Origin of the sequence: Thalassospira australica (genome assembly GCF_044790785.1) — a bacterium.
GTDB classification, from domain to species: domain Bacteria; phylum Pseudomonadota; class Alphaproteobacteria; order Rhodospirillales; family Thalassospiraceae; genus Thalassospira; species Thalassospira australica_A.
On record NZ_CP085258.1, the window covers coordinates 2,722,501 to 2,742,720 of the forward strand.

The window sequence follows — 20,220 nt, forward strand, 5'->3', positions numbered from 1 at the left end:
GGATCGTTTGCCGGATCGACGGTGGATATCACGGTATCGCCCAAAGGCTGATTGCAGCCTGACCTGACCTGAAAAAAACCAAACAAAAAGGGCGCCCGACGGCGCCCTTTCGCATTTTGGTACCGCAAGATGAATTAGCGGGTGCCAAACAGACGGTCGCCTGCATCACCAAGACCCGGCACGATATAGGCCTTTTCATTAAGCTTCTCGTCAAGACCCGCCGTATAGACCGGCACATTCGGGTGCGCGTCATGGAAAACCTTGACCCCTTCCGGGGCCGCCACCAGCGCCATGAACCGAATGTCTTCGTCCTTCACACCGTATTTGTTCAGCGTATCGATCGCCGCCACCGCCGAATTCCCGGTTGCCAGCATCGGATCGACCAGAATGAAGGTCCGGCCTTCGACCTCGGGCAGCTTCACCAGATATTCGACCGGCATGTGGGTTTCCGGATCACGATAAAGGCCGATATGACCGATACGGGCCGAGGGCATCAGTTCGATCAGACCATCGGCCATGCCAAGACCGGCACGCAGGATCGGCACGACGGCAAGTTTGCGGCCCTGGATCATCGGTGCCTTCATCGGGCAGATCGGGGTGACGATATCCTCATAGCTGACCGGCAATTCGCGGGTGATCTCATAGCCCATCAGCAGCGCAATTTCCTTCAGCAACTGGCGGAAGGTTTTGGTCGAGGTATCGACCTTGCGCATATGCGTCAGTTTGTGCTGGATCAGCGGGTGATCGAGAATATGAAGATTGGGAAAATCGTTTTGCGTGGTCATGTTTCTGCCAACCATCCTGATGTGCAAAGCGGCCCGCGTGGCTGTGCGGCTTTGCTTTCCGAAAAACTCTTGGCGTACCGCCTAAAGCCTTTGCCCTGTGATGGCAAGTAGAATGCCGCAAAGAAAGCGCAAAAACAAACCCGTTCATCAGAAAACAGAAAGGGCCGGTGCAGCATCTGCACCGGCCCCGGTATCATATTGATCGACACTATATATATGTGTCAGTCCACTTCGCGGTCATTGGGTTCGGCGCGAACCGGGAACCCTTCAAGGTTCTGGTCCTTTTTGACCGCACTTGCCTTGTCGCGTGCTTCACGCATCGTCGCATATTTTCCGACACGGACATAATACCAGGCGGCATCGCCTTCGGGGCCACGGGCAACAACCGCAACCTCAAGGCCAAGCTTGCGCAGTTCCTCGGCCCGCTGGCTGGCATTTTCATGCACCTTGAAAGCACCGACCTGAACCGAAAACGGCGTTGTCGCCCCCGAAGAGGTTTCCGGGTTTGTCGTTGCGGCCGGTTCCGAATTTTCCGGAACGGCTGCGGTTTCGGCCGGGGCCGCAGGCGCGTCTGGTGCATCGGGCGCAGGCGGCGTCGCATCTGCATCTTCATTTGTCTCTGCGCCGGCATCGGATGATTTGATTTCCGGTGCCTGAAGCCTGCGCGGGGCATTTTCGGCCTGATCCGCACGGGCGGCTGCCTTTTCGGCGTCGCTCATTTCCGGGGCGGCGGGAGCAGCGGAGCCCCCATCAGAACCGGTCGGCGTATTTTCGGTATCGCCAGCCTCCCCGGATGCCTCCGCAGCATCTTCGCCTTCAAGCTCCGCACTGCGTTCGGCAATCAGATCGCCAACCGGGTCATCGGTTTCCGCCGTTGCCGGGGCTGCCGGGGCAGACGATGTTGCCGTGCCCGATGCACCGCCCGGTATGGCGCCGTTTGTCCCGGCCTCGGGCAATTCCGTCGGGCTTGCCGGTTCTTCCGGCAGGGTCGCCAAGATTTCCGCCTGCCCGGCCGCCTCGTCAGTCGCAGCCATTTTTTCATCAGGGTCCATGAACAGCCCTGCGCCGACAAGCATGCCGACAAAGAACAAGACCAGACCGAGCATGCCGGCACCGGTTGCGAGACCCAGTAAGGTTTTGCGATCCATTTCTGCTATCCGCCCATATTGTGTCTGTCGTTGACGTCCACCATCCTCTCCATGTCCGTTCCGGCCATAGATAAATGCCGGTAACGGCGCATCCTTTTGCGGTTCCGCGTCCGGTTCTGCCCGCAATTCGGGGCGCTTGTGTTCGTCTTCGCCAGCCATTTTTCTGCCGGTCCTTTACGACTGAGTGTCTGTAATGCCGATTTCCCTCGCAGTACGTCGCGAGGATGCCTGATTCTTTTAGGGTAAAGGCGGTTTATAAAACGCTAAAGCCTGCCAGGAACGTTTTGGCACGTTTTGCACGTTCCGGGATGTTGCCTGACTTGCTGACATGAAACTTTGGCGATTTCCCGGCAACGCCTGTCGCACGGCCAGGATGCAGGACAAAAAAAGGGAGGCTGGTATATAGCCCGGAATTGTCCCGCACAATTTCCGGATACCAGCCCCCTCGAGTGAGAGAGATCGACCTTCGGGGAGAGAGAGTCCCGAAGAACAGTGGCCATCAGGTACGCCATGTGAGCCTGATGACCCGTCGCAAACGACATTGCCGTCTGCATTTGACAAACACAGTCATAGAGCATCAAAAATGTAATTGCAAACGATTATCACACGCGTTCGCATATTTTTTTGTGTTTTTTCAATAGCCGTTCGATTTTCCGGGATTTTTCATATCCTCAAAGCGGGTTAAGGGGCCTCGGTCATGTACATATAAAATACTATATACGGCGCAAAAACATGGCCCGGCAGGCAACAGGCCTATTGTGTTTGGCCCCAAGCTCTGTTTGGATCAATGCAATTACCCCTTAAGAGGTAGACTGGGAACGAAGCACCAAAAGAACCATAAAAAACTGGCTCTGGAGTGTAATGAATGACGGGAGACAAAGCCGCAAAGACGGCTATTGCAGGGGGTGCTACGGGCCTCCTGACGTTACGGCGTATTCTGCTCGTAACAGGTTTGCTTCTATCGGGTGCAGTCACATGGATGTTGCTGTGGACCGGTGATACCTATCGAAACTTTGCCGTTGATACGCTGAACAATTCTGTCGGCGGCACAGTCAATTTCTTTGTCAGTTCGCGCGTGGCACAGGATTACGGCAACAGGGTCACGCCCATCGCCAATGAATGGTCGCGCCTTGGCAGTCTGGTCAAAAGTTTTCAGGATAGCGATCAGGCCCGCATGAAGGCGGAGCTTAATATTCTTTCCAATGCCAGCCAGGTCGTTCAGGGCGAACTGGTTCTGGTCGAAACCATCGCCTACGATACCGAATTCACCCCGTTGGCAACTTCGGATGCCAATCTGGGATCAAGCGTGACCGACGATCCGGCGGTGCTGGAATACCTTAAAACACGCGACAAGGCCGATGCCCGCAAACCGGTGACCTATATGTGGGCAACCCCAACCGGCAGACCGGTTTTCAGCACCATCGTTCCGGTCGGCGGTTTTCGTGCCGTCGGCTTTATGGAGGTAATCACCGATCCGCTGCCGACCCTGGCCGGGATCGGCAAGGTTCTCGGTGGCAATTTCCGTATTCTTGGCAGCGACGGCACTGTCCTGTTTGAAAGCCTTGAAAACGGTGAAGCTTCTGAGGGCGGCGAAGCCGTGGAAGCCGGGGCCGAAACCACCGATAGCGATGCCCCTGTCACCACCCTGACAGAGGCACAGACAGAGACAGATGCAGCAGAACCGGCGGGTGACACCCACCGTGCCACCGTCGATATTTCGGTTGAAGACGGTCGGGGCGGTGTCTGGGCCACGGCAACATTTGACCGTGATATTACCGGGTTCTATTCCCAGACCGACGATCTTCGCACCCTGTCGATCGAAATTCTGGTCGCCGTCCTTCTGGTTGGCTGGATTGCGGGCTGGATATTGCTCAGAACCACGGTATTTCGCAATCTGCGCGCCTTTGCCAGTGCGATGACATCGATCTCGAACGGGGATACAAGCGTTCGCCTGCCCCGCGTCGGGTCCGATGAAATCGGCGAAATGCGAAAGGCACTCGTCGGCCTGCGCGAAGCCGTGCGCCAGGCCATGATCCTGCAAAACATGGTCGAAAACACCCCGACCATGACCGCCCTGATCACGCCGGAAGGCGACCTGACATATCTCAATGCCAGTGCGCAATCCTATGTCGGCGGGGATGCAACATCGGTTTCGGGTGATTTCCTGAAAGTCGGTCCGGAATTCCAGAAACGCCTTTCCAATCCGGACAACCTGCCCTTTACCGAAGTCGTCCAGACCGAACGCGATCACCTTGAACTGCTGGCTGCCCCGGTGCGCGACAAGGACAATGTCCTTCTGGGCACCATGCTGGCCTGGAATGTGGTGACCGAACGCGAGGAAAGCCGCATCGCGGTTACCGAAATGATGGCCGAGGTCGCCCGCGTGGCGCAATCGGTCACCGAACAGTCCGAGGGGCTTCTTGGCCTTGCCCGTGATCTGACCGGCCAGTCGGAAAACACGGTCGATCAGTCGGGCAGCGCGCTTGACGTCTCGCGCGAGGCGGCAAGCAACACCCAGAACGTCGCCACCGCGGTCGAGGAACTTTCATCCTCGATTGCCGAAATCAACCGTCAGGCATCCGAGGCCGCAGACGTGACCAACCGGGCACGCACCGAGGCCGAAGAAAGCCAGCGCAATATCGTATCCCTTGAAAAGGCAAGCTCGGAAATCGGATCGATCATTGATCTGATCAACGATATCGCGCATCGCACCAAGCTTCTGTCGCTCAATGCGACCATCGAAGCCGAACGTGCGGGCGAACTGGGGCGTGGCTTTGCCGTGGTGGCAAACGAGGTCAAATCACTTGCCGATCAGACCGCAAATGCCACCGGCCAGATCGGCGATCTGACCACCGCGATCCAGCAGGAAGTCCAGAAAGCCGCCCATTCCATCAGCACGGTGGGCGACGTTATTCATCAGGTCAACGACATCCAGTCGACCATCACCCATTCGGTGGATGAACAGCGCCGTGCGACCAGCGAGATTTCGGAAAACGTGCAGCGCATTGCATCAGGCGCCGGATCGATGGATCAGATGATCCGGTTCGTCAATGACGGTGCCCAAAGCACGGGCCGCTCTGCCCATGACCTCAACACCGCCAGCCGCGAACTTTCCGACATGGCGCGCAATCTTTCCGACCGCATGAAGGAATTTAGCGAACGGATGAAACTGACCTGATCAACGCCTGCCTCAAACAGGCCACGACACAAAAAGGCGGCACATCACGTGCCGCCTTTTCATTTGCCATCATCGGGCAATTGCATTCCCATTGACCTCATCCACCCGGCCAATACCGGCAAAGATCATATTGCTTCGCATTTCATCGAGAAGCATCGCAAGAACGTCCTTGGCACCCTGCTCTCCCCCGGCGGCAAGGCCATAAAGCGGCAACCGGCCAATCAGAACCGAACAGCTCCCCAACGCAAGGTATTTAAGAACATCGCTTCCGCGACGAACCCCGCTATCGGCCATAATTTCAAGCTTTCCTCCGACCGTCGCGGCAATTGCCGGCAAGACCGTCGCTGGCGCAGGCGCAAGGTCAAAGTTCCGCCCTCCATGTGCGGACACCACAATACCATCCGCACCGATTTGGGCGGCGTGCGCCGCATCGCCAATCGACAATATCCCCTTAAGGATAAGCCGCCCGCGCCAGCGATCCCGGATTTCGGCGATATCATCCCAGCTCAGGGTCTTTTCGATTTTGACATCATCCGCAACCGTTTGGCGGGTAATTGCCGTTCTGTATTCACGCGGGTAATGCGCATAATTCGGCATACCCGTCGTCATCAGATACCGCAACATGACCGAACATAACCAGCCCGGATGACGCAGAACATCCGAAATGCCGCGCACGGTCGGGATGAACGGTATGGCAAATCCGTTACGCTGGTTATAGTCGCGCTTGGGTCCTTGCGGTGTATCGACCGTCACAACCAGCGTTTCGGCACCGCAGCCCCGTGCACGTTCCAGCAAATTCCACGTCAAGGCCCGGTTCTGCCAGACATAAAGCTGAAGCCACAATTCCGCATCGGGCGCCCCTTTTCGAATGTCTTCGATCGTCATCACGGACTGGGTCGAAACACAAAACGGTATGCCGAACTTTCCCGCCACCCGCGCAAGCTTTGCCTCCCCGTTATGGCACACCAGCCCGGCCAAAGCCGTCGGCGCAATGATCAGCGGACAGGAATATCGGCGATCAAACAGCGAAACCGACAGATCCACATTGTCATGCCCCGCCAGAACAGCCTGCTGCAATTTAATGCGATCAAGCGATTGGCGGATATCGGCCATGGCCAGTTCGGCCTCGGTCCCGCGATCAATATATTCAAACAGCCCCTTTGGAAGCCATTTGCGTGCTACCGCACGATAATCGTCGCCATTCAATAGCCCTGCTGCCATGCGATCAACTCGTCAGAACCCACAGGACAATCGCCTCTTCCGGGCCGCTCCGGGTCCAGACATGCTCAGCACTTGCGTCGTAATACATCGAATCGCCCTCATTCAGCTCCAGCGGTTCGTATATCTTGCTATGCACAATGACAGTACCGCTCAGGACGGTCATGAAAATCTCGGCGTCCGTTTTCGGCCAGACATCGTATTCCTCGACATCCCTGGCAACGACGCGGGTTTTTATCGGCGTCATGCGCTTGTTTTTCAGATCCGAACACAAAAGCTTGTTATCGCAGCTTCCAGAAAGGTGCGGTTTACCCTCGTTCGCCCGCGTAACACTTCGACGCCCCAACAGGGATGGCTGTTCATCCGGATCAGCCAGAAGGCTGATGACATCCATATCAAAGCCCCTCGCGATCCGCTGGATCGTCGAGATGGTCGGTGACAGTTCACTACGTTCAATCTTTGAAAAAGCGGATGCCGAAATCCCCGAAGCCTTGCTGGCATCCTGTAATGTCCAGTTGCGCGCCTTGCGCAATTGATGCAATCGCGGACCAAACGCATCAGGCCGGTCACCCGATGAACTCGTTTGTCGGCGATTGGACTGGAAATCTTCCAGATCGACGTTCATGCCTCGATATTCCCTTTTTCATAATCAATGCCTTTTCGTGCCAGACGCAGCTGTCTTTTGAACAACCGAAGCCTGAACACCCCCTCCGCTTTTTACAGCATCAGTAGCATATACCATATCGGAAAATATGCCATATTTGACAAAAAATATACTATAGGAAATTTTTTATCGTATTCTATTGACTTCGATTGTATCGGATATATTCTGAATTCACCGGATGCGTTTCGAACCTTGCGAAAACATCTCGCCCAATCTTCGCAGCACAACCTTTCGCGATGCGTCCGGCACCAAACCGACTTTGCGGCCAATAAGAAACTCAACCAAACGCAAGTGTCTGAAAATTTATCAGGGAAATACCAGGCCGACATCAAAGCACCATTGCTCTGTGCGCTGCCCGGTATAAGGAGAAAATATGAACATCACTCGAAAGCTTCGGCATGTCACCCTCGCCGCCACCGTTGGCCTGAGTGCATTATTTTCCATATCTGCGCATGCTCAAACGATCGTCAAATTTGCCCATGTCGATGGCGAAGGCGACCTTCTCGATAACCCGTACTGGACCTTTACCGAGGTTTTTGACAACGTCCTTCAGACCCAGTCGGGCGGGCGTTACAAGCTCGAAGTTTATCCAAACGGCCAGCTTGGGGACCTTGAATCCCTTGCCGAACAGAACTCCATCGGTCTGGTTGACATGGTTGGCGGCCTGAATGCCGGCCACCTTGCCGCATACTACCCGCCCGCACAGATCCTTGAAATGCCCTATACCTTCCCGACCACCGAAGTCGCGCGCAAGGTGCTGAACGAGGGTCCGTTTGGTAAAAAACTCTCCGACATGATTGCCGAAGGCAGCGGCGTGCGCGTGCTCAGCTATCTGACCGGCGCGTTCCGCAACTTCTCGAACTCGGTCCGCCCGGTCCGCACCCCCGAAGACATGAAGGGCCTGAAAATCCGGACCCAGACCGTCCCGCTGCATATGGAAATGGTCAAGGCCCTTGGCGCATCCCCGACCCCGATTGCATGGGCCGAACTTTACAGCGCCTTGCAGACCGGCGTGGTCGATGGCCAGGAAAACGCGCCCTACACCATGCTTCTGACCAATCTGCAAGAAGTTCAGAAGTACTACACGCTTGATCACCACCTGATCAACATGCCGCTCATCACCATTAATGATGACTTCTATCAGGGGCTGAGCGCCGAAGACAAAGCCATCTTTGACAACGCAGCCGCCAAGGCGACCTTTGCGATGCTCGGCATTATCGCGGCCAAGGAATCACAGGACCTCAAGGTCATTCGTGACGCTGGCGTCGAGATCTATCAGCCAACCCCGGAAGAATTCCAGAAATTCGTCGACGCCACCAAAAAACCGATCCGCGCTTTCATGGAAGAAAAGGTTGGTGCCGAACTGATCGACGAACTCGAAGCCGCTGTTAAAGAAGCACAGAAATAATATCTCAGAACCCGGCTGTTTTTCAGCCGGGTCTTTTGCGTTTCTGCCTGTTGTGCGAATTGCGTCCGCTTTCGCACGACGTTCCGCGATCCGTGTTTCTCTTCCAAACACGATCCGAGAGAGGACCCCTCATGCTTCAGACCCTCGATAAACTCTCATCGACTGTCGCCCGTGTAACCTCTATCGCCGCCCGACTGATGCTCGCATCTGTCGCGGTCATCCTGTTCGTACAGGTCGTTTTGCGATTTGGCTTTAACTTCTCCCTGCCGTGGCCCGAAGAAGCCGCACGCTTCCTGATGGTCTGGGTGGTGATGCTGGGCGGCAGCCTGCTTGTTCGTGACGAACAGCTCGTCTGTGTCGACTTCTTTGACAGCTTCTGGCCGCGCAGTTGGCTGGGTTATCGCAACGCCTTCTTCCGTTTGCTCCTCGCACTCCTGCTTGGCGTTCTTCTGGTCAAAGGAATTGATTCCGCCGTCTTCGGTCTGCGACGCACATCTGCGGCACTGAACCTGTCATGGTTCTGGATTTATCTCTCGGTCCCGGTTGGTGCTGCCCTGATGCTGTTCCACATGGTCGTCCTTGCCATTCGTGACCTGTTCAGAGGCCCCGACACCGAACAGGAAGCCTCACTTCTGCGTGCCGAACTCTAGGGGTTATTATGGATTACGCACTTCTTACCATGATCGGTCTGCTGCTGTTGCTGATGTTCCTTGGCAGCCCTGTGATCTTTGCGATTGGCTTTGCCGGCCTTTCCTATTTTTTCGTCAAGCCCGGCATGACCGACATGCTGCACATGTATTCCCACAAATTCTTCACCGGGATGGATGTGTTTATCTGGCTTTCGATCCCGCTATTTATCATTGCCGGTGAAATCATGACATCGGTGGGCATGACAGAACGGCTGGTGCAATTCTCCCGCCTTCTAGTCGGTCGCTGGCGCGGCGGGCTGGCCTATGTCAACGTTGTCGGGTCGATGATGTTTTCCGGCGTGTCCGGTTCGGCGCTGGCCGATATCTCCGCCCTTGGCCCTGTCGAAATCGACATGATGAAAAAGGACGGATACCGTGCGGACTTTGCCGCCGCCGTCACCGTCAGTTCGGCCATTCAGGGGCCAATCATTCCGCCCTCGATCCCGCTGATCATTTTCTCAAGCCTGACCAACACATCGGTTGCCGCCCTGTTCCTTGGCGGTGCCGTGCCCGGCGCGATGATGGGAATTGCGCAGATCATCGTGATCTATTTCATCGCACGCAAAAACAACTTTCCGGCAAACCCGATCAAGGCGCTGACACTCGCACTCGCGTTCAAAATTTTCTATAACGCGTTCTGGGCGCTGTTCATGCCGCTGATCATCATCGGCGGGATCATTTCGGGCATCTTCACCGCGACCGAGGCCGCATCAATCGCCGTTGCCTACGCCATTCTGGTCGGCATCTGCGCCTATCGCACCCTGTCGCTCAAACAGATATGGGGCATTCTTGATCGTGCGGTCCGCACATCGGCATCGGTCTATCTGATCGTTGGTTTTGCCAGCGTGATCAGCTGGATTCTGGCTACCGAACGTGTGCCGTCAGAATTGACCATGCTGGTTGAAACGCTTGATATGCAGCCCTGGATGCTGCTGCTGTGCCTGAACATTTTCTTCCTGATCAACGGTCTTTGGATCGGCGATTCCGTTCAGCTTCTTCTGTTTGCGCCGCTTTTCACCCCGATTGTGGCGGCGATGGGCGTGGACCCGGTGCAGTTTGGCGTCATCATGGTTGTGAACGTGATGATCGGGCTCATGACACCGCCTTACGGGCTGGGGCTTTACCTTGGCTCGGCCATAAGCGGCCAACCGCTTGCCGCGATTGTCCGCAAAAGCTTCCCGTTCCTGATTTCCAATATCGTCGTTCTGTTGATCGTAACCTACGTGCCTGCTGTCTCCCTGACACTGCCGCGCATGTTCGGTTTCCTGAACTGATCGCCACCACCCAAAAGACACGAGACGAATATGACTCTTACACAAAACGATATCACCGGCCTTTACACCGCGATTGTCACACCGTTTAACAGCGACAAATCCGTTGATCACAAGGCTCTTGCCGATCTCGTCACCCGACAGCTTGCTGCGGGTGCAACCGGCATCGTTCCGATTGGCGGTACGGGTGAATATCCCGCGCTGTCACGTCAGGAACGCAAGGACATTGTCAAAACCTGTGTGGATGCCGCCGGAACTGCCCCCGTTATCCCCGGCGTTCTTTCTACCGGTTTTCAGGATGCGCTCGAAGCCGGCAGGGACTTCGCGCAAGCCGGGGCTGCCGGGGTCATGACCGTGACCCCCTATTACGCGGCCGGCACCCAGGACGGCATGCGCGAATATTTTGCCAATTATCGTAACGAAGTTGGCGTCCCGGTTCTGCTTTATGAAATCCCCCGCCGCACTACCGTTTCAACCAAGGCCGAAACCATTCAGGCAATGGCCGAAGACGGTTCGATCATCGGCATGAAATGTTCAAACTATGACATGCCGGAATTCATCAAGACCATGAAACTGGCCGGTGATAAAATGGCCATTCTCAGCGGTGAAGAACCGCTCTTTGCCACCCATGTGACCCTTGGTGCCAAGGGCGGTGTTCTGGCATCGGCAAATGTGTATCCGAAAATCTGGATCGAGATTTTCAACCTTGCCCGCAACGGCAAACTGCACGAGGCGCTGAACCTTCAGAAACAGCTCGACAGTGCCATTGACGCCATTTTCCGCGAAACGAACCCCGGTCCCCTGAAAAAATACATGGAAATGGCCGGACAGCCGGTTGGTGGTGTGCGCCTACCCCTTGAAGATCCGTCGGAAATCACGATCAAGGCGCTGAAATCCGCCTTTGATACCGCTTCCCTTTCCAAAGTAGCCTAACCCCTTCTTTCCAAGGACCTGCCATGATTGATCGTCTCCACCAAATCCTCGGCGATAAAGGTTTGATCACCGATCCAAAGGATATGCACCCTTATCTGATAGATTGGCGTGATCGCAGGAAAGGCAAAGCCCTGTGCGTTGCCCTTCCAGCCAATGTCGAGGAGGTCTCCCGGACGATGAAAGTGGCGGCCGAGGAAGGACAGCCAGTATTCCCCCTCGGGGGGAATACTGGCCTCTGCTACGGCGGCGTTCCCGAAAGCCCCTTCCCCGAAGACAAACCGGGCATCGTCATCAGCCTGCAACGCATGAAACAGATCCGCGAATTTGACGCGGCGGCAAATATCGTCACCGTCGATGCAGGGGTCATCCTTGCCGACCTTCATGAAAAGAGCAAACCCTATAAACGCCAGTTCCCGCTCTATCTCGGCAGCGAAGGCAGTGCCCAGATCGGTGGCCTGATCTCGACCAATGCCGGCGGCACCGGCGTTGTCAAATATGGCCCGATGCGTGACCTCGTCTGCGGCATCGAAGTCGTTCTGGCCGATGGCCGGATTCTAAGCGACCTCGAAGGGCTCAAGAAAAACAACACCGGCTATGACCTGAAACATCTGTTCATCGGGGCCGAAGGCACACTTGGAATTGTCACCGGGGCAGCATTGCGCCTGCATCCGGAAAACACCAATGACGCACATGCCTGGGTGTCGGTTGATTCCCCCGAAACCGCCGTCCGCCTGTTTACCGAGTTTCAGGATAAATGCGGTCCCTATATCGAAGCCTTCGAACTGGTTTCCGGCACCGAAATCGACGCCGTGGTCCGCCACATTGACCGGATCACCGTCCCCTTCGACACCGTGCCCGACTGGTCTTTGATGATCGAGCTGACCGCAACCGATACGGCGGTTGATCTTAATGGCATGTTCGAAGACGTTCTGGGGGAAAACCTTGAAAACGGATCGGTTCTGGATGCCTTCATCGCCAGCAATGACCAACAGGCAAAACAGATCTGGCATGTGCGCCATTCCGTGACCGAGGCCAACAAGCTCGAAGGCATGGGTCTTGTCCACGATGTTGCCGTTCGCGTCTCAAAGGTCCCGGCCTTCATCGCCAAAGCCAAGGAAGTCACCGCCGAGAAATTCCCGATGGCAACACCGCTTCTGGTCAACCATCTGGGCGATGGCAATGTGCATTACATCCTGATGTTCCCGCACGATTACTGGAACCAGCTTTCCGACCCGGATCAGGTCACACATGACGTCCAAAGCTGTGTCCACGACATCGCGGCAAGCTTCGGCGGAACCTTCAGCGCCGAACACGGTGTTGGCCGCAAGCTGACCGATGAACTCGAACGCCTGTGCGATCCGTTGCGCTATGAACTGATGATCAGCATCAAGAAAAGCCTTGATCCGGAAAACCGGATGAACCCGGGTGTGTTGTTCAGAAACCTGAAACCAAACTGATCAGCTCTTCACGATCAGACAGATATATCTGCCTGAAACGAAAGAAGCGGCACATAATGTGCCGCTTCTTTGCATTATATGCCGGTTTACAGGTCTGTTAATTCGCCCGCGACTTGCTGGCGATTTCATACAGATCACGCGAAATGTCCGGCTTGGCGAGGATACGGTCAAGCGCTTCCTTCATCAGATCGGCCCGCGCCTCGTCATATTTCGCCCATTTGCCAAGCGGCGCACAAAGCCGTGCCGCGACCTGCGGGTTGATATCGTCAAGCTCGATCAGGCGGTCGGTATAAAACGCGTATCCGCTGCCATCCGCCGCATGGAAATGGCGCGGATTGGCCATGGCAAACGCACCGATAAGCGACCGCACCTTGTTCGGGTTGCGCATGGTAAAGAGCGGATGGCTCATAAGGTCCATCACACGCGCCAGCGTATCATCGCGCGATGACATCGCCTGCAGGCCGAACCATTTATCCATCACCACCGTATCCTTGCCAAAGCGCGCCTCGAAATCGGCAAGTGCTTCGGCCCGGCCCGGATGATCCAGATGGTTCAGCACCGAAAGGGCTGCCATCCGATCCGTCATGTTATCCGCCGTGCGATATTGCTCGGCCGCGAGATCGGCAAATTCGCCCTCCCCGCTTGCCACCAGATAGGAAAGTGCGGTTGCCCGCAATGCCCGCTGCCCGGCCGATTCCGCATCCGGGGTAAAGGCCGCGTTCGACGCATTCTGGTGATAGGCATTGTCAAATTCGGCCCGCAAATCCGATCCGATCCGCTTGCGCAACGCATTGCGCACCTGATGGATCGCTTCCGGGTTGGCCGGTTTGCGCTGCTCGGAAAGGAATTCTTCCCCCGGCAGGACAAGCGCATCGGCGCGAAACGCTTTATCCAGATCATCATTGATCAGGGTCGCCCGCATCGCCGCCACAAACTCGGTCACATCGCCCAATGCCGCATCGGCATCGCCACCATTCTTTTCAAATTCGGCAATGGCCGAAAGCATCAGCGCGGTCGCGTATTTCTGCCCTGCTTCCCAACGATTGAACGCATCGCTGTCATGCCCCATCAGGAACACAAGCTCTTCATGCGGCTGCTCGGTCGCAATATTCACAGGGGCGGAAAAACCACGATTGAACGAAACCACCGGCACCTGATCGATATTGTCGAACACGAATTCCTGTTCATCTTCGGTCAGTTGCACGGTGCGCGAAACAAGCTCCTTGCCATCCCGGCCCAGAAGCCCAATCGCGATTGGCATATGAAGGGCCACCTTGTCGGGCTGGCCCGGTGTCGGTGCGGTTTTCTGCGCAACCGTCAGGCGGAACTGCTTGGCGTCTGCATCATGCTCGCCCCGCCAGCTAAGGCTTGGCGTCCCGGCCTGCGAATACCAGATTTTAAGCTGGCTCAGGTCAACATCATTGGCATCTTCCATCGCCCTGGCAAAATCATCGCAGGTCACGGCCTGTCCGTCGTGGCGATCGAAATAAAGGTCAATCCCCTTGCGATAGCCATCTGCGCCTAAAAGGGTATGCATCATGCGGATCAACTCCGCGCCCTTTTCATAGACCGTCGCGGTATAGAAATTGTTGATTTCCATATAGCTGTCCGGGCGGACGGGATGCGCCAACGGCCCGCCATCCTCGGGGAACTGGCGCGCACGAAGCTGTGCGACATCCTTGATGCGCTGCACCGGGCGGGATCGCTGATCGGCGGAAAATTCCTGATCGCGGAAAACCGTAAGCCCCTCTTTAAGGGATAACTGGAACCAGTCCCGGCACGTCACCCGGTTGCCCGACCAGTTGTGGAAATATTCGTGCGCAACAATCGATTCGATCAATTCATAATCCGTATCAGTCGCGGTATCGGGCTTGGCCAGAATGTATTTGGCGTTAAACACATTCAGGCTCTTGTTTTCCATCGCCCCCATATTGAAGTCGGAAACCGCGACGATATTAAACAGGTCCAGATCGTATTCGAGGCCATAAACCTCCTCATCCCACTTCATCGACCGTTTCAAACTGTCCATCGCGTAATCGCAACGGTCTTCATTGCCATGCTCGACAAAAATCCGCAGCGCAACATCGCGCCCCGACATGGTCTTGAAGCTGTCTTCAACGCATGCAAGGTCGCCCGCCACCAGCGCAAACAGGTAGCTCGGCTTCGGGAACGGATCTTCCCACACCGCGAAATGCCGGTTGCCGTCAAGATCACCGCTATCGATCAGATTGCCGTTGGATAACAAAACCGGGCAGCTCGCCTTGTCGGCATGGATCGTGACCTTATAGGTCGCCATCACATCCGGGCGATCCGGGAAATAGGTGATGCGGCGAAATCCTTCCGCCTCGCACTGCGTACAGAACGCGCTTTGCGATACATAAAGTCCCTCAAGCCGCGTATTGGCCGCGGGCGATATCTGGGTTTCGATATCAACAACAAAGGTTTCGCCCGGTGCGGTAAAGCTTAAGCCCGATGGATCGACACTGTATTCATCAACGCCAAGCCTGCGATCATCAACCGCAATCGAAACCAGCTTCATGTCTTCGCCGTCAAGATGGACCATGTCCCCGCCGCCGGTCCCGCGCACAGGATTCGCATGCACAAACAGCCGCGATTTCACATTTGTAACATCCCGATCAAGCTCGAATACCAGTTCGACCTTCTCGACCAGAAAGGCCGGTGCGGTGTAATCTTCGCGGCGGATGACTTGCGGTTGATCAGACATCAGACAGTCCTTTTTCCCTTGGTCTGCGCGGCCTTGCCGGTGATTGTATAAAATCGCCAATGCTGCAGCGCGGCGCAGTTCTTCAAAACTGAATTTCGTTCATTAACCCAACAGATAAGGTAAATTTCACTTTCCGACAAATGCAGAGTTTACGAGCCCGATTTTAGTCGTCATAATCATCAGTGGTGGCGCGAGGGGGGCCGAAGTTTCACATTTCGTGGGGCGAGAGTGATCTTTGGTTTCCCTCACTCCTTTCTGCCAAAGCAGCAAGGACGCATCAGGGTCGCACCACACCAGACAAACAATGTCATCCCGGTTTATCGTCCCCTCACCTTAATATTATCGTGAGACGCCGTTAACAGATAACGGGATGGAATAATCGCGACCTTTCGGGGAAATAACTTCCGGGGAAACCGCCAATGGCTGACAGCTTCCAGATTCTGATCGCAGACGATCATCCGCTTGTACGCGGTGCACTCAAACAGGCCCTGTCATCAGAATTGGAAAATGTCACGCTATACGAGGCCGGAAGCTTGTCTGAAGCCATCGAACAGATCGAAGCCCATGGCGGCGATATCGACCTTGTCCTGCTGGACCTGCACATGCCCGGCATGAACGGTTTTACCGGCCTGTTCACCCTGCGCGCTTCCTGGCCCGACATTCCCGTTTCCATTGTCTCGGCCAGTCAGGAACTGCCGGTTGTCCGCCGCTCCATTGAATATGGCGCATCGGCCTTCGTTCCGAAATCCGCGCCGGTTGATCAGATCGGGACTGCCATCCGCACCGTTCTGAATGGCGATATGTGGATGCCCGACTGGGCGCGCGATGCCATCGAAAACGGCCCCGCCGATGACGAGGCCACCGGCCTTGCCGAAAAAATCGGTCAATTGACGCCACAGCAATTGCGCGTGCTCAACATGCTGACCGAAGGCAAACTGAACAAACAGATCGCCTACGAGCTTGACGTGACCGAAGCCACCGTAAAGGCCCATGTTTCCGCCATCCTGCGCAAACTTTCGGTCCATAGTCGCACCCAGGCCGTCATCATGGCCCGCGAACTGCAATTGCAGGAACCGGCCATCGACGCCTGACGGGTCATAAACTGTCACATCCCCGCCAGACCGCCACCAATTTATCACCGTAATTGCGCCGGATGATCTTCCTCAACGCAAAGGAGATCATACCATGAAGAAATCCCTATCGCTGTCTGCCGTGGCGATTGCCGCATCTCTTGTCGTCACCGCCCCCGCCCCGGCCTTTGCCCAACAAAACCCGGAAACCACCGCCGCCATGGCCAAAATTCTGGGCGATGTGATTGGCGAGACCATCCGCAAGGCCGCCGAAGATGTGCGCGCCAATACCGGGATCGATCCGCTGACACGCGGTTACGGCGATGATGGAAACGCGGCACCGGCACCGGCCAACCCATCCGATGACCTGCGCCGTGAACTGGCAACATTGAATGCCGCCCATGATCAGGCGATTACCGCACATCTTGAAGAACTGCACGGCTCACTGGAAAAGGCCGAACTGGAATTCCAGAACACGGCCGAACGCGCAGACAATGCCGACGCGGTGCGCGATAACCGCGACAGCCTTCAGGCCAGCGCCGACACGGCCTATGAAAAATTTACAAAAAACATTGCCGCAGAAAACGCGCGCTTTGATGAAAAACGCGCCGCCATCCTTCAGGGCTGATCTGGTCCTGACTCTGGCGGAACATCGCCCTGTCACACGGCGTTAAAAGCAGGTCACCTTCCTGCCGATTGCATCCAGCCCGGCAGCCTTCCGGAGCAATTGCATGGCCGATCCCACCGTCGCCCCCGACAACATCGATAATGAAAATGGTGCCGCGAATAATGTCGACGAAGCCGAACAACGCGCCCTAAGTGCGCGCGCACGCGCCTATCGCCGGGCGCGCACCGTATCGGTCATCGGCACCTTCGTCATTCTGGCATTTGGCTGTTTTTATGTCGCTCAAAGCCTGCTTTTGCCGGTGATCCTTGCCTTTTTGCTGGCACTGGTATTCTCGCCGGTGGTGCGCACGCTGGCACGCTATCGCATCCCGCAAAGCCTGACCGCGCTTGCGGTTGTCCTGACACTGGCGACATCGGTGATCGCCGGGGTTTACGGACTGAGCGAGCCGGTCTCGAAATGGATCGACGACGCCCCCCGGATCGAACGCCAGTTGCGCCTGCGCCTTGCCGATCTTGGCGGGCCGCTTGAAAAACTGCGCGACGTGCAAAAGAAGGTCGAGGAAGCCACCGATCAGGATGACGAAGCCGAAACGCAAAAGGTCGTCGTGCAGGAACCCACCATGATCAGCCAGGCCGCACAGGGTGCCCCGGAAATCGTTGCCGGTATTGCGCTGATGTTTGTGCTGTTGCTGTTCATCTTGTCATCGGGCGACATGATCTATCAGAAAATGGTCCGTGCCCTGCCAACCTTTGGTGACCGGCGCAAGGGACTGCGCATTGCCCACGATATCGAGCGCGAAGTATCGCGATACCTTCTGACCATATCGGCGATCAATATCTGCCTTGGCGTCATCATCGGCACCCTGCTGGCCATTGTCGGCATGCCCAATCCGGTATTGTGGGGCATTGTCGCGGCCGTTCTCAATTTCGTGCCGATGCTCGGCGCTGTTGTCGGTGTCGGGATTGTCGGCATGGTCGCACTGGTATCGATGCCGACCACGGCGACGGCCCTTTTGCCGCCCGCGATCTATCTGTTCTGCACCGTGATCGAGGGACAATTCCTCACCCCGGCCCTTGTCGGCAACCGGCTTCGGATCAATGCCGTCGCAGTGATCCTTGCCATTGCCTTCTGGGGCTGGATCTGGGGCTTTATCGGTGTGCTGGTCGCCGTCCCGCTTCTGATCGTCACCAGCGTCTTTGCCAAGCATGTCGAAGGTCTGGGAGGCCTGCGCGAAATGCTGGGGCCGAACAATAATTCAAATTGATTTACAGTTAAAAAAAACAATCTGAGCGCTATTTCATGCAACCATTGCGATTAAAGTCATTGAAGCCCCGGATAATATAAAATACTGTTCCCCCAATTTCAGCTTATGAAACAAGGAATTGGGGATTACCATGTCATGTAAACCGGGATTTTCAGGCACGTTTGCCTGTCTCGCAATGATCGCGGTTTCCGCCACAATATTTGATGCCAAAGCATCGGAAATGCAAAACTGGCAGGGCTTTTACGGCGGGTTTGCGCTTGGCGGCATGTATGGCGCTTCCAATCCCGATAGCGAAGCCCAAAGCAGCGGCTATTTCAGTGAACAAAGCGACCTTGATCAGCTCCGACCCGGTTTACAGGAAGAAATAGACGGCCATTCTGCCTCCGGATCCGGCCTGTTCGGATATGATCACCGGCAGGGCAACATGATCTATGGCATCGAAGCCGATCTGACAGTCATGGATTATTCCGAAAGCTCGAATGCCGGGCCGGTGACTTTCACGTCCTCTCCCACGGTAGACTTTTCGACGCAAACCACGGTTAAAACCAATTTCGCGTTCAGCATCCGGCCGAAAATCGGCTATGCGTTTGACAACTGGATGATCCATGCGGCCGCCGGCCCGTCGCTCAGCCGGTTCAAATACAATTTCCGTTATGTTGACGATAACGGCAGCGGCCAGCCCGCCGAGTTTGATGAAACAAGCTGGGCCCTGGGTCTGTCGTCGAATGTCGGGGCGGCCTATAATCTCGGGGATGGCTGGTCGTTGCGCGGGGATTACGTCTTCAACTACTATCCCGAAATCGTTGACAAGACTCAGTCCTTTGACAGATTTGTTCCGTTGGCGGCTGCCTCCTTTACCGGTTCGTTCAAACACGAAGCCGATTTCCAGTCGCACACGATCCGTTTTGGCCTGATCAAGCGATTCTAGGGCCACCGGCCTGATACGGGGGATGCGGTATCAGCATCCCCCTCGGCATCCCCAAAAGTCCCATACATCAGTCATCACAATAAATTCCTTGATATATGGAACTCTTTGCTCCCTCGAACTGTCTGTAATACAGGAACTATTTCTGATGGCACCCCAAAAGCCCGGAAATACGAACCTGTCACAGTCATAGCCGAAGGAGAGCTGATTATGGCCAGAACACTCCTCATAAGCACGGCAATCGCCACACTGCTCACCAGTGGCGCAATCGCACAGACTGCCACAACCGCCCCCGCAGCCGATCCGGGCCAGGCCCCGCCGGAAATGGAAATGGTCGTGCATGCGTCCGGGCATCTCGCGTCCGAACTGATGGGCAAATCCGTCTATAACCAAACCGGTGCCGATGCACAGGATATCGGCGAGGTCACGGATATCGTGGTCAACAATGACGGCGAGATCGAGGCCCTTGTCGTCGGGGTTGGCGGCTTTCTTGGCATCGGCCAGAAAGAGGTTGCCCTCCAGTACGATCTGGCAAAATGGACCGAACAGGATGATGCCCGCAGGCTTGTGATCGAAACCAATGCCGATGCCTTGCAGGCGCTTGACGAGTTTGACCGCTCGGCCTTCCGTCCCATGCCCGCAGATGCGAATGTGAATGACCCGAAACCGGCAACCGAAGATGAAGTCAAGGCTGCCGAGCAGGAAGCAGCCGCCAAAGCCGCACGGGAAGAAGCCGAAGCAGCAGCCCCTGTTACCGGCAACTGATCACTGGCGACTGATCAAAATCGTCATTCCGGGCGAAGCACAGCGCAGACCCGGAATCCATATCCCGTTGAAATATAACGGATTCCCGTCTT

General features: G+C 55.9%; 17 protein-coding genes (1 of these 17 only partly in view). 12 read left to right on the plus strand and 5 right to left on the minus strand.

Going from position 1 to position 20,220, the window contains the following annotated elements:
* A protein-coding gene (locus LG297_RS12795; protein WP_404420806.1) for a hypothetical protein crosses the window boundary here: on the plus strand, nucleotides 1-51 show its end. Its footprint begins 399 nt before the window's first position; only the last 51 of its 450 coding nucleotides appear in the window; its start codon lies off the left edge, out of view; the stop codon is at nucleotides 49-51.
* Nucleotides 52-134: 83 nt separating this feature from the next.
* Here LG297_RS12795 and upp read toward each other — a convergent pair whose 3' ends face one another.
* Together upp and LG297_RS12805 are read right to left on the minus strand one after the other, a co-directional pair.
* The gene (gene upp, locus LG297_RS12800) at nucleotides 135-785 is read right to left on the minus strand and encodes a uracil phosphoribosyltransferase (RefSeq protein WP_062951457.1); all 651 of its coding nucleotides are present in this window, start codon (nucleotides 783-785) and stop codon (nucleotides 135-137) included.
* 221 nt (nucleotides 786-1,006) lie between these two features.
* Nucleotides 1,007-2,092: an SPOR domain-containing protein gene (locus LG297_RS12805; protein WP_404420808.1), complete on the minus strand. Its 1,086-nt coding sequence runs from the start codon at nucleotides 2,090-2,092 to the stop codon at nucleotides 1,007-1,009.
* Between the two features lie 706 nt (nucleotides 2,093-2,798).
* Between LG297_RS12805 and LG297_RS12810 the strand changes: the two genes are divergently transcribed.
* Nucleotides 2,799-5,111, plus strand: coding sequence for a methyl-accepting chemotaxis protein (locus LG297_RS12810; RefSeq protein WP_404420810.1), 2,313 nt, complete (start codon nucleotides 2,799-2,801; stop codon nucleotides 5,109-5,111).
* A 69-nt stretch (nucleotides 5,112-5,180) separates the two neighbouring features.
* On the opposite strand, the gene LG297_RS12815 is transcribed toward LG297_RS12810, so the two are convergent.
* Entirely contained in the window at nucleotides 5,181-6,332 is a 1,152-nt protein-coding gene (locus LG297_RS12815) for an alpha-hydroxy acid oxidase (protein ID WP_404420812.1), read from the minus strand.
* A gap of 4 nt (nucleotides 6,333-6,336) precedes the next feature.
* Nucleotides 6,337-6,954, minus strand: coding sequence for a helix-turn-helix domain-containing protein (locus LG297_RS12820; protein ID WP_404420814.1), 618 nt, complete (start codon nucleotides 6,952-6,954; stop codon nucleotides 6,337-6,339).
* A gap of 412 nt (nucleotides 6,955-7,366) precedes the next feature.
* Here LG297_RS12820 and LG297_RS12825 point away from each other — a divergent pair, with 412 nt between their 5' ends.
* The 5 genes from LG297_RS12825 (at nucleotide 7,367) to LG297_RS12845 (ending at nucleotide 12,751) form a co-directional block, all read left to right on the plus strand.
* Nucleotides 7,367-8,401: a TRAP transporter substrate-binding protein gene (locus LG297_RS12825; protein WP_404420816.1), complete on the plus strand. Its 1,035-nt coding sequence runs from the start codon at nucleotides 7,367-7,369 to the stop codon at nucleotides 8,399-8,401.
* A 131-nt stretch (nucleotides 8,402-8,532) separates the two neighbouring features.
* Nucleotides 8,533-9,051, plus strand: a complete 519-nt coding sequence (locus tag LG297_RS12830) for a TRAP transporter small permease (protein ID WP_404420818.1) — start codon at nucleotides 8,533-8,535, stop codon at nucleotides 9,049-9,051.
* Nucleotides 9,052-9,059: 8 nt separating this feature from the next.
* Nucleotides 9,060-10,364 carry a TRAP transporter large permease gene (locus tag LG297_RS12835; RefSeq protein ID WP_404420820.1) on the plus strand — a complete coding sequence of 435 codons (1,305 nt, stop codon included), beginning with the start codon at nucleotides 9,060-9,062 and terminating at the stop codon, nucleotides 10,362-10,364.
* Nucleotides 10,365-10,394: 30 nt separating this feature from the next.
* The gene (gene dapA / locus LG297_RS12840) at nucleotides 10,395-11,294 is read left to right on the plus strand and encodes a 4-hydroxy-tetrahydrodipicolinate synthase (protein WP_404420822.1); all 900 of its coding nucleotides are present in this window, start codon (nucleotides 10,395-10,397) and stop codon (nucleotides 11,292-11,294) included.
* A gap of 23 nt (nucleotides 11,295-11,317) precedes the next feature.
* Nucleotides 11,318-12,751 carry an FAD-binding oxidoreductase gene (locus LG297_RS12845; protein ID WP_404420824.1) on the plus strand — a complete coding sequence of 478 codons (1,434 nt, stop codon included), beginning with the start codon at nucleotides 11,318-11,320 and terminating at the stop codon, nucleotides 12,749-12,751.
* A gap of 97 nt (nucleotides 12,752-12,848) precedes the next feature.
* Here LG297_RS12845 and pepN read toward each other — a convergent pair whose 3' ends face one another.
* Complete coding sequence (pepN, locus tag LG297_RS12850) at nucleotides 12,849-15,476, minus strand: aminopeptidase N (RefSeq protein ID WP_404420826.1); 2,628 nt, start codon at nucleotides 15,474-15,476, stop codon at nucleotides 12,849-12,851.
* Nucleotides 15,477-15,895: 419 nt separating this feature from the next.
* Here pepN and LG297_RS12855 point away from each other — a divergent pair, with 419 nt between their 5' ends.
* From LG297_RS12855 to LG297_RS12875, 5 genes are all read left to right on the plus strand, one after another.
* The gene (locus LG297_RS12855) at nucleotides 15,896-16,567 is read left to right on the plus strand and encodes a response regulator (protein ID WP_404420828.1); all 672 of its coding nucleotides are present in this window, start codon (nucleotides 15,896-15,898) and stop codon (nucleotides 16,565-16,567) included.
* Between the two features lie 94 nt (nucleotides 16,568-16,661).
* On the plus strand, nucleotides 16,662-17,174 hold the full coding sequence (locus LG297_RS12860) for a hypothetical protein (protein ID WP_404420830.1): 513 nt from the start codon (nucleotides 16,662-16,664) through the stop codon (nucleotides 17,172-17,174).
* 103 nt (nucleotides 17,175-17,277) lie between these two features.
* On the plus strand, nucleotides 17,278-18,438 hold the full coding sequence (locus LG297_RS12865; RefSeq protein ID WP_404420832.1) for an AI-2E family transporter: 1,161 nt from the start codon (nucleotides 17,278-17,280) through the stop codon (nucleotides 18,436-18,438).
* 130 nt (nucleotides 18,439-18,568) lie between these two features.
* Nucleotides 18,569-19,366 (plus strand): outer membrane protein, encoded by a 798-nt coding sequence (locus tag LG297_RS12870; RefSeq protein ID WP_404420834.1) that lies wholly within the window; start codon nucleotides 18,569-18,571, stop codon nucleotides 19,364-19,366.
* Between the two features lie 207 nt (nucleotides 19,367-19,573).
* The gene (locus tag LG297_RS12875) at nucleotides 19,574-20,128 is read left to right on the plus strand and encodes a PRC-barrel domain-containing protein (protein WP_404420836.1); all 555 of its coding nucleotides are present in this window, start codon (nucleotides 19,574-19,576) and stop codon (nucleotides 20,126-20,128) included.
* The last annotated feature ends 92 nt before the right edge of the window (nucleotides 20,129-20,220 follow it).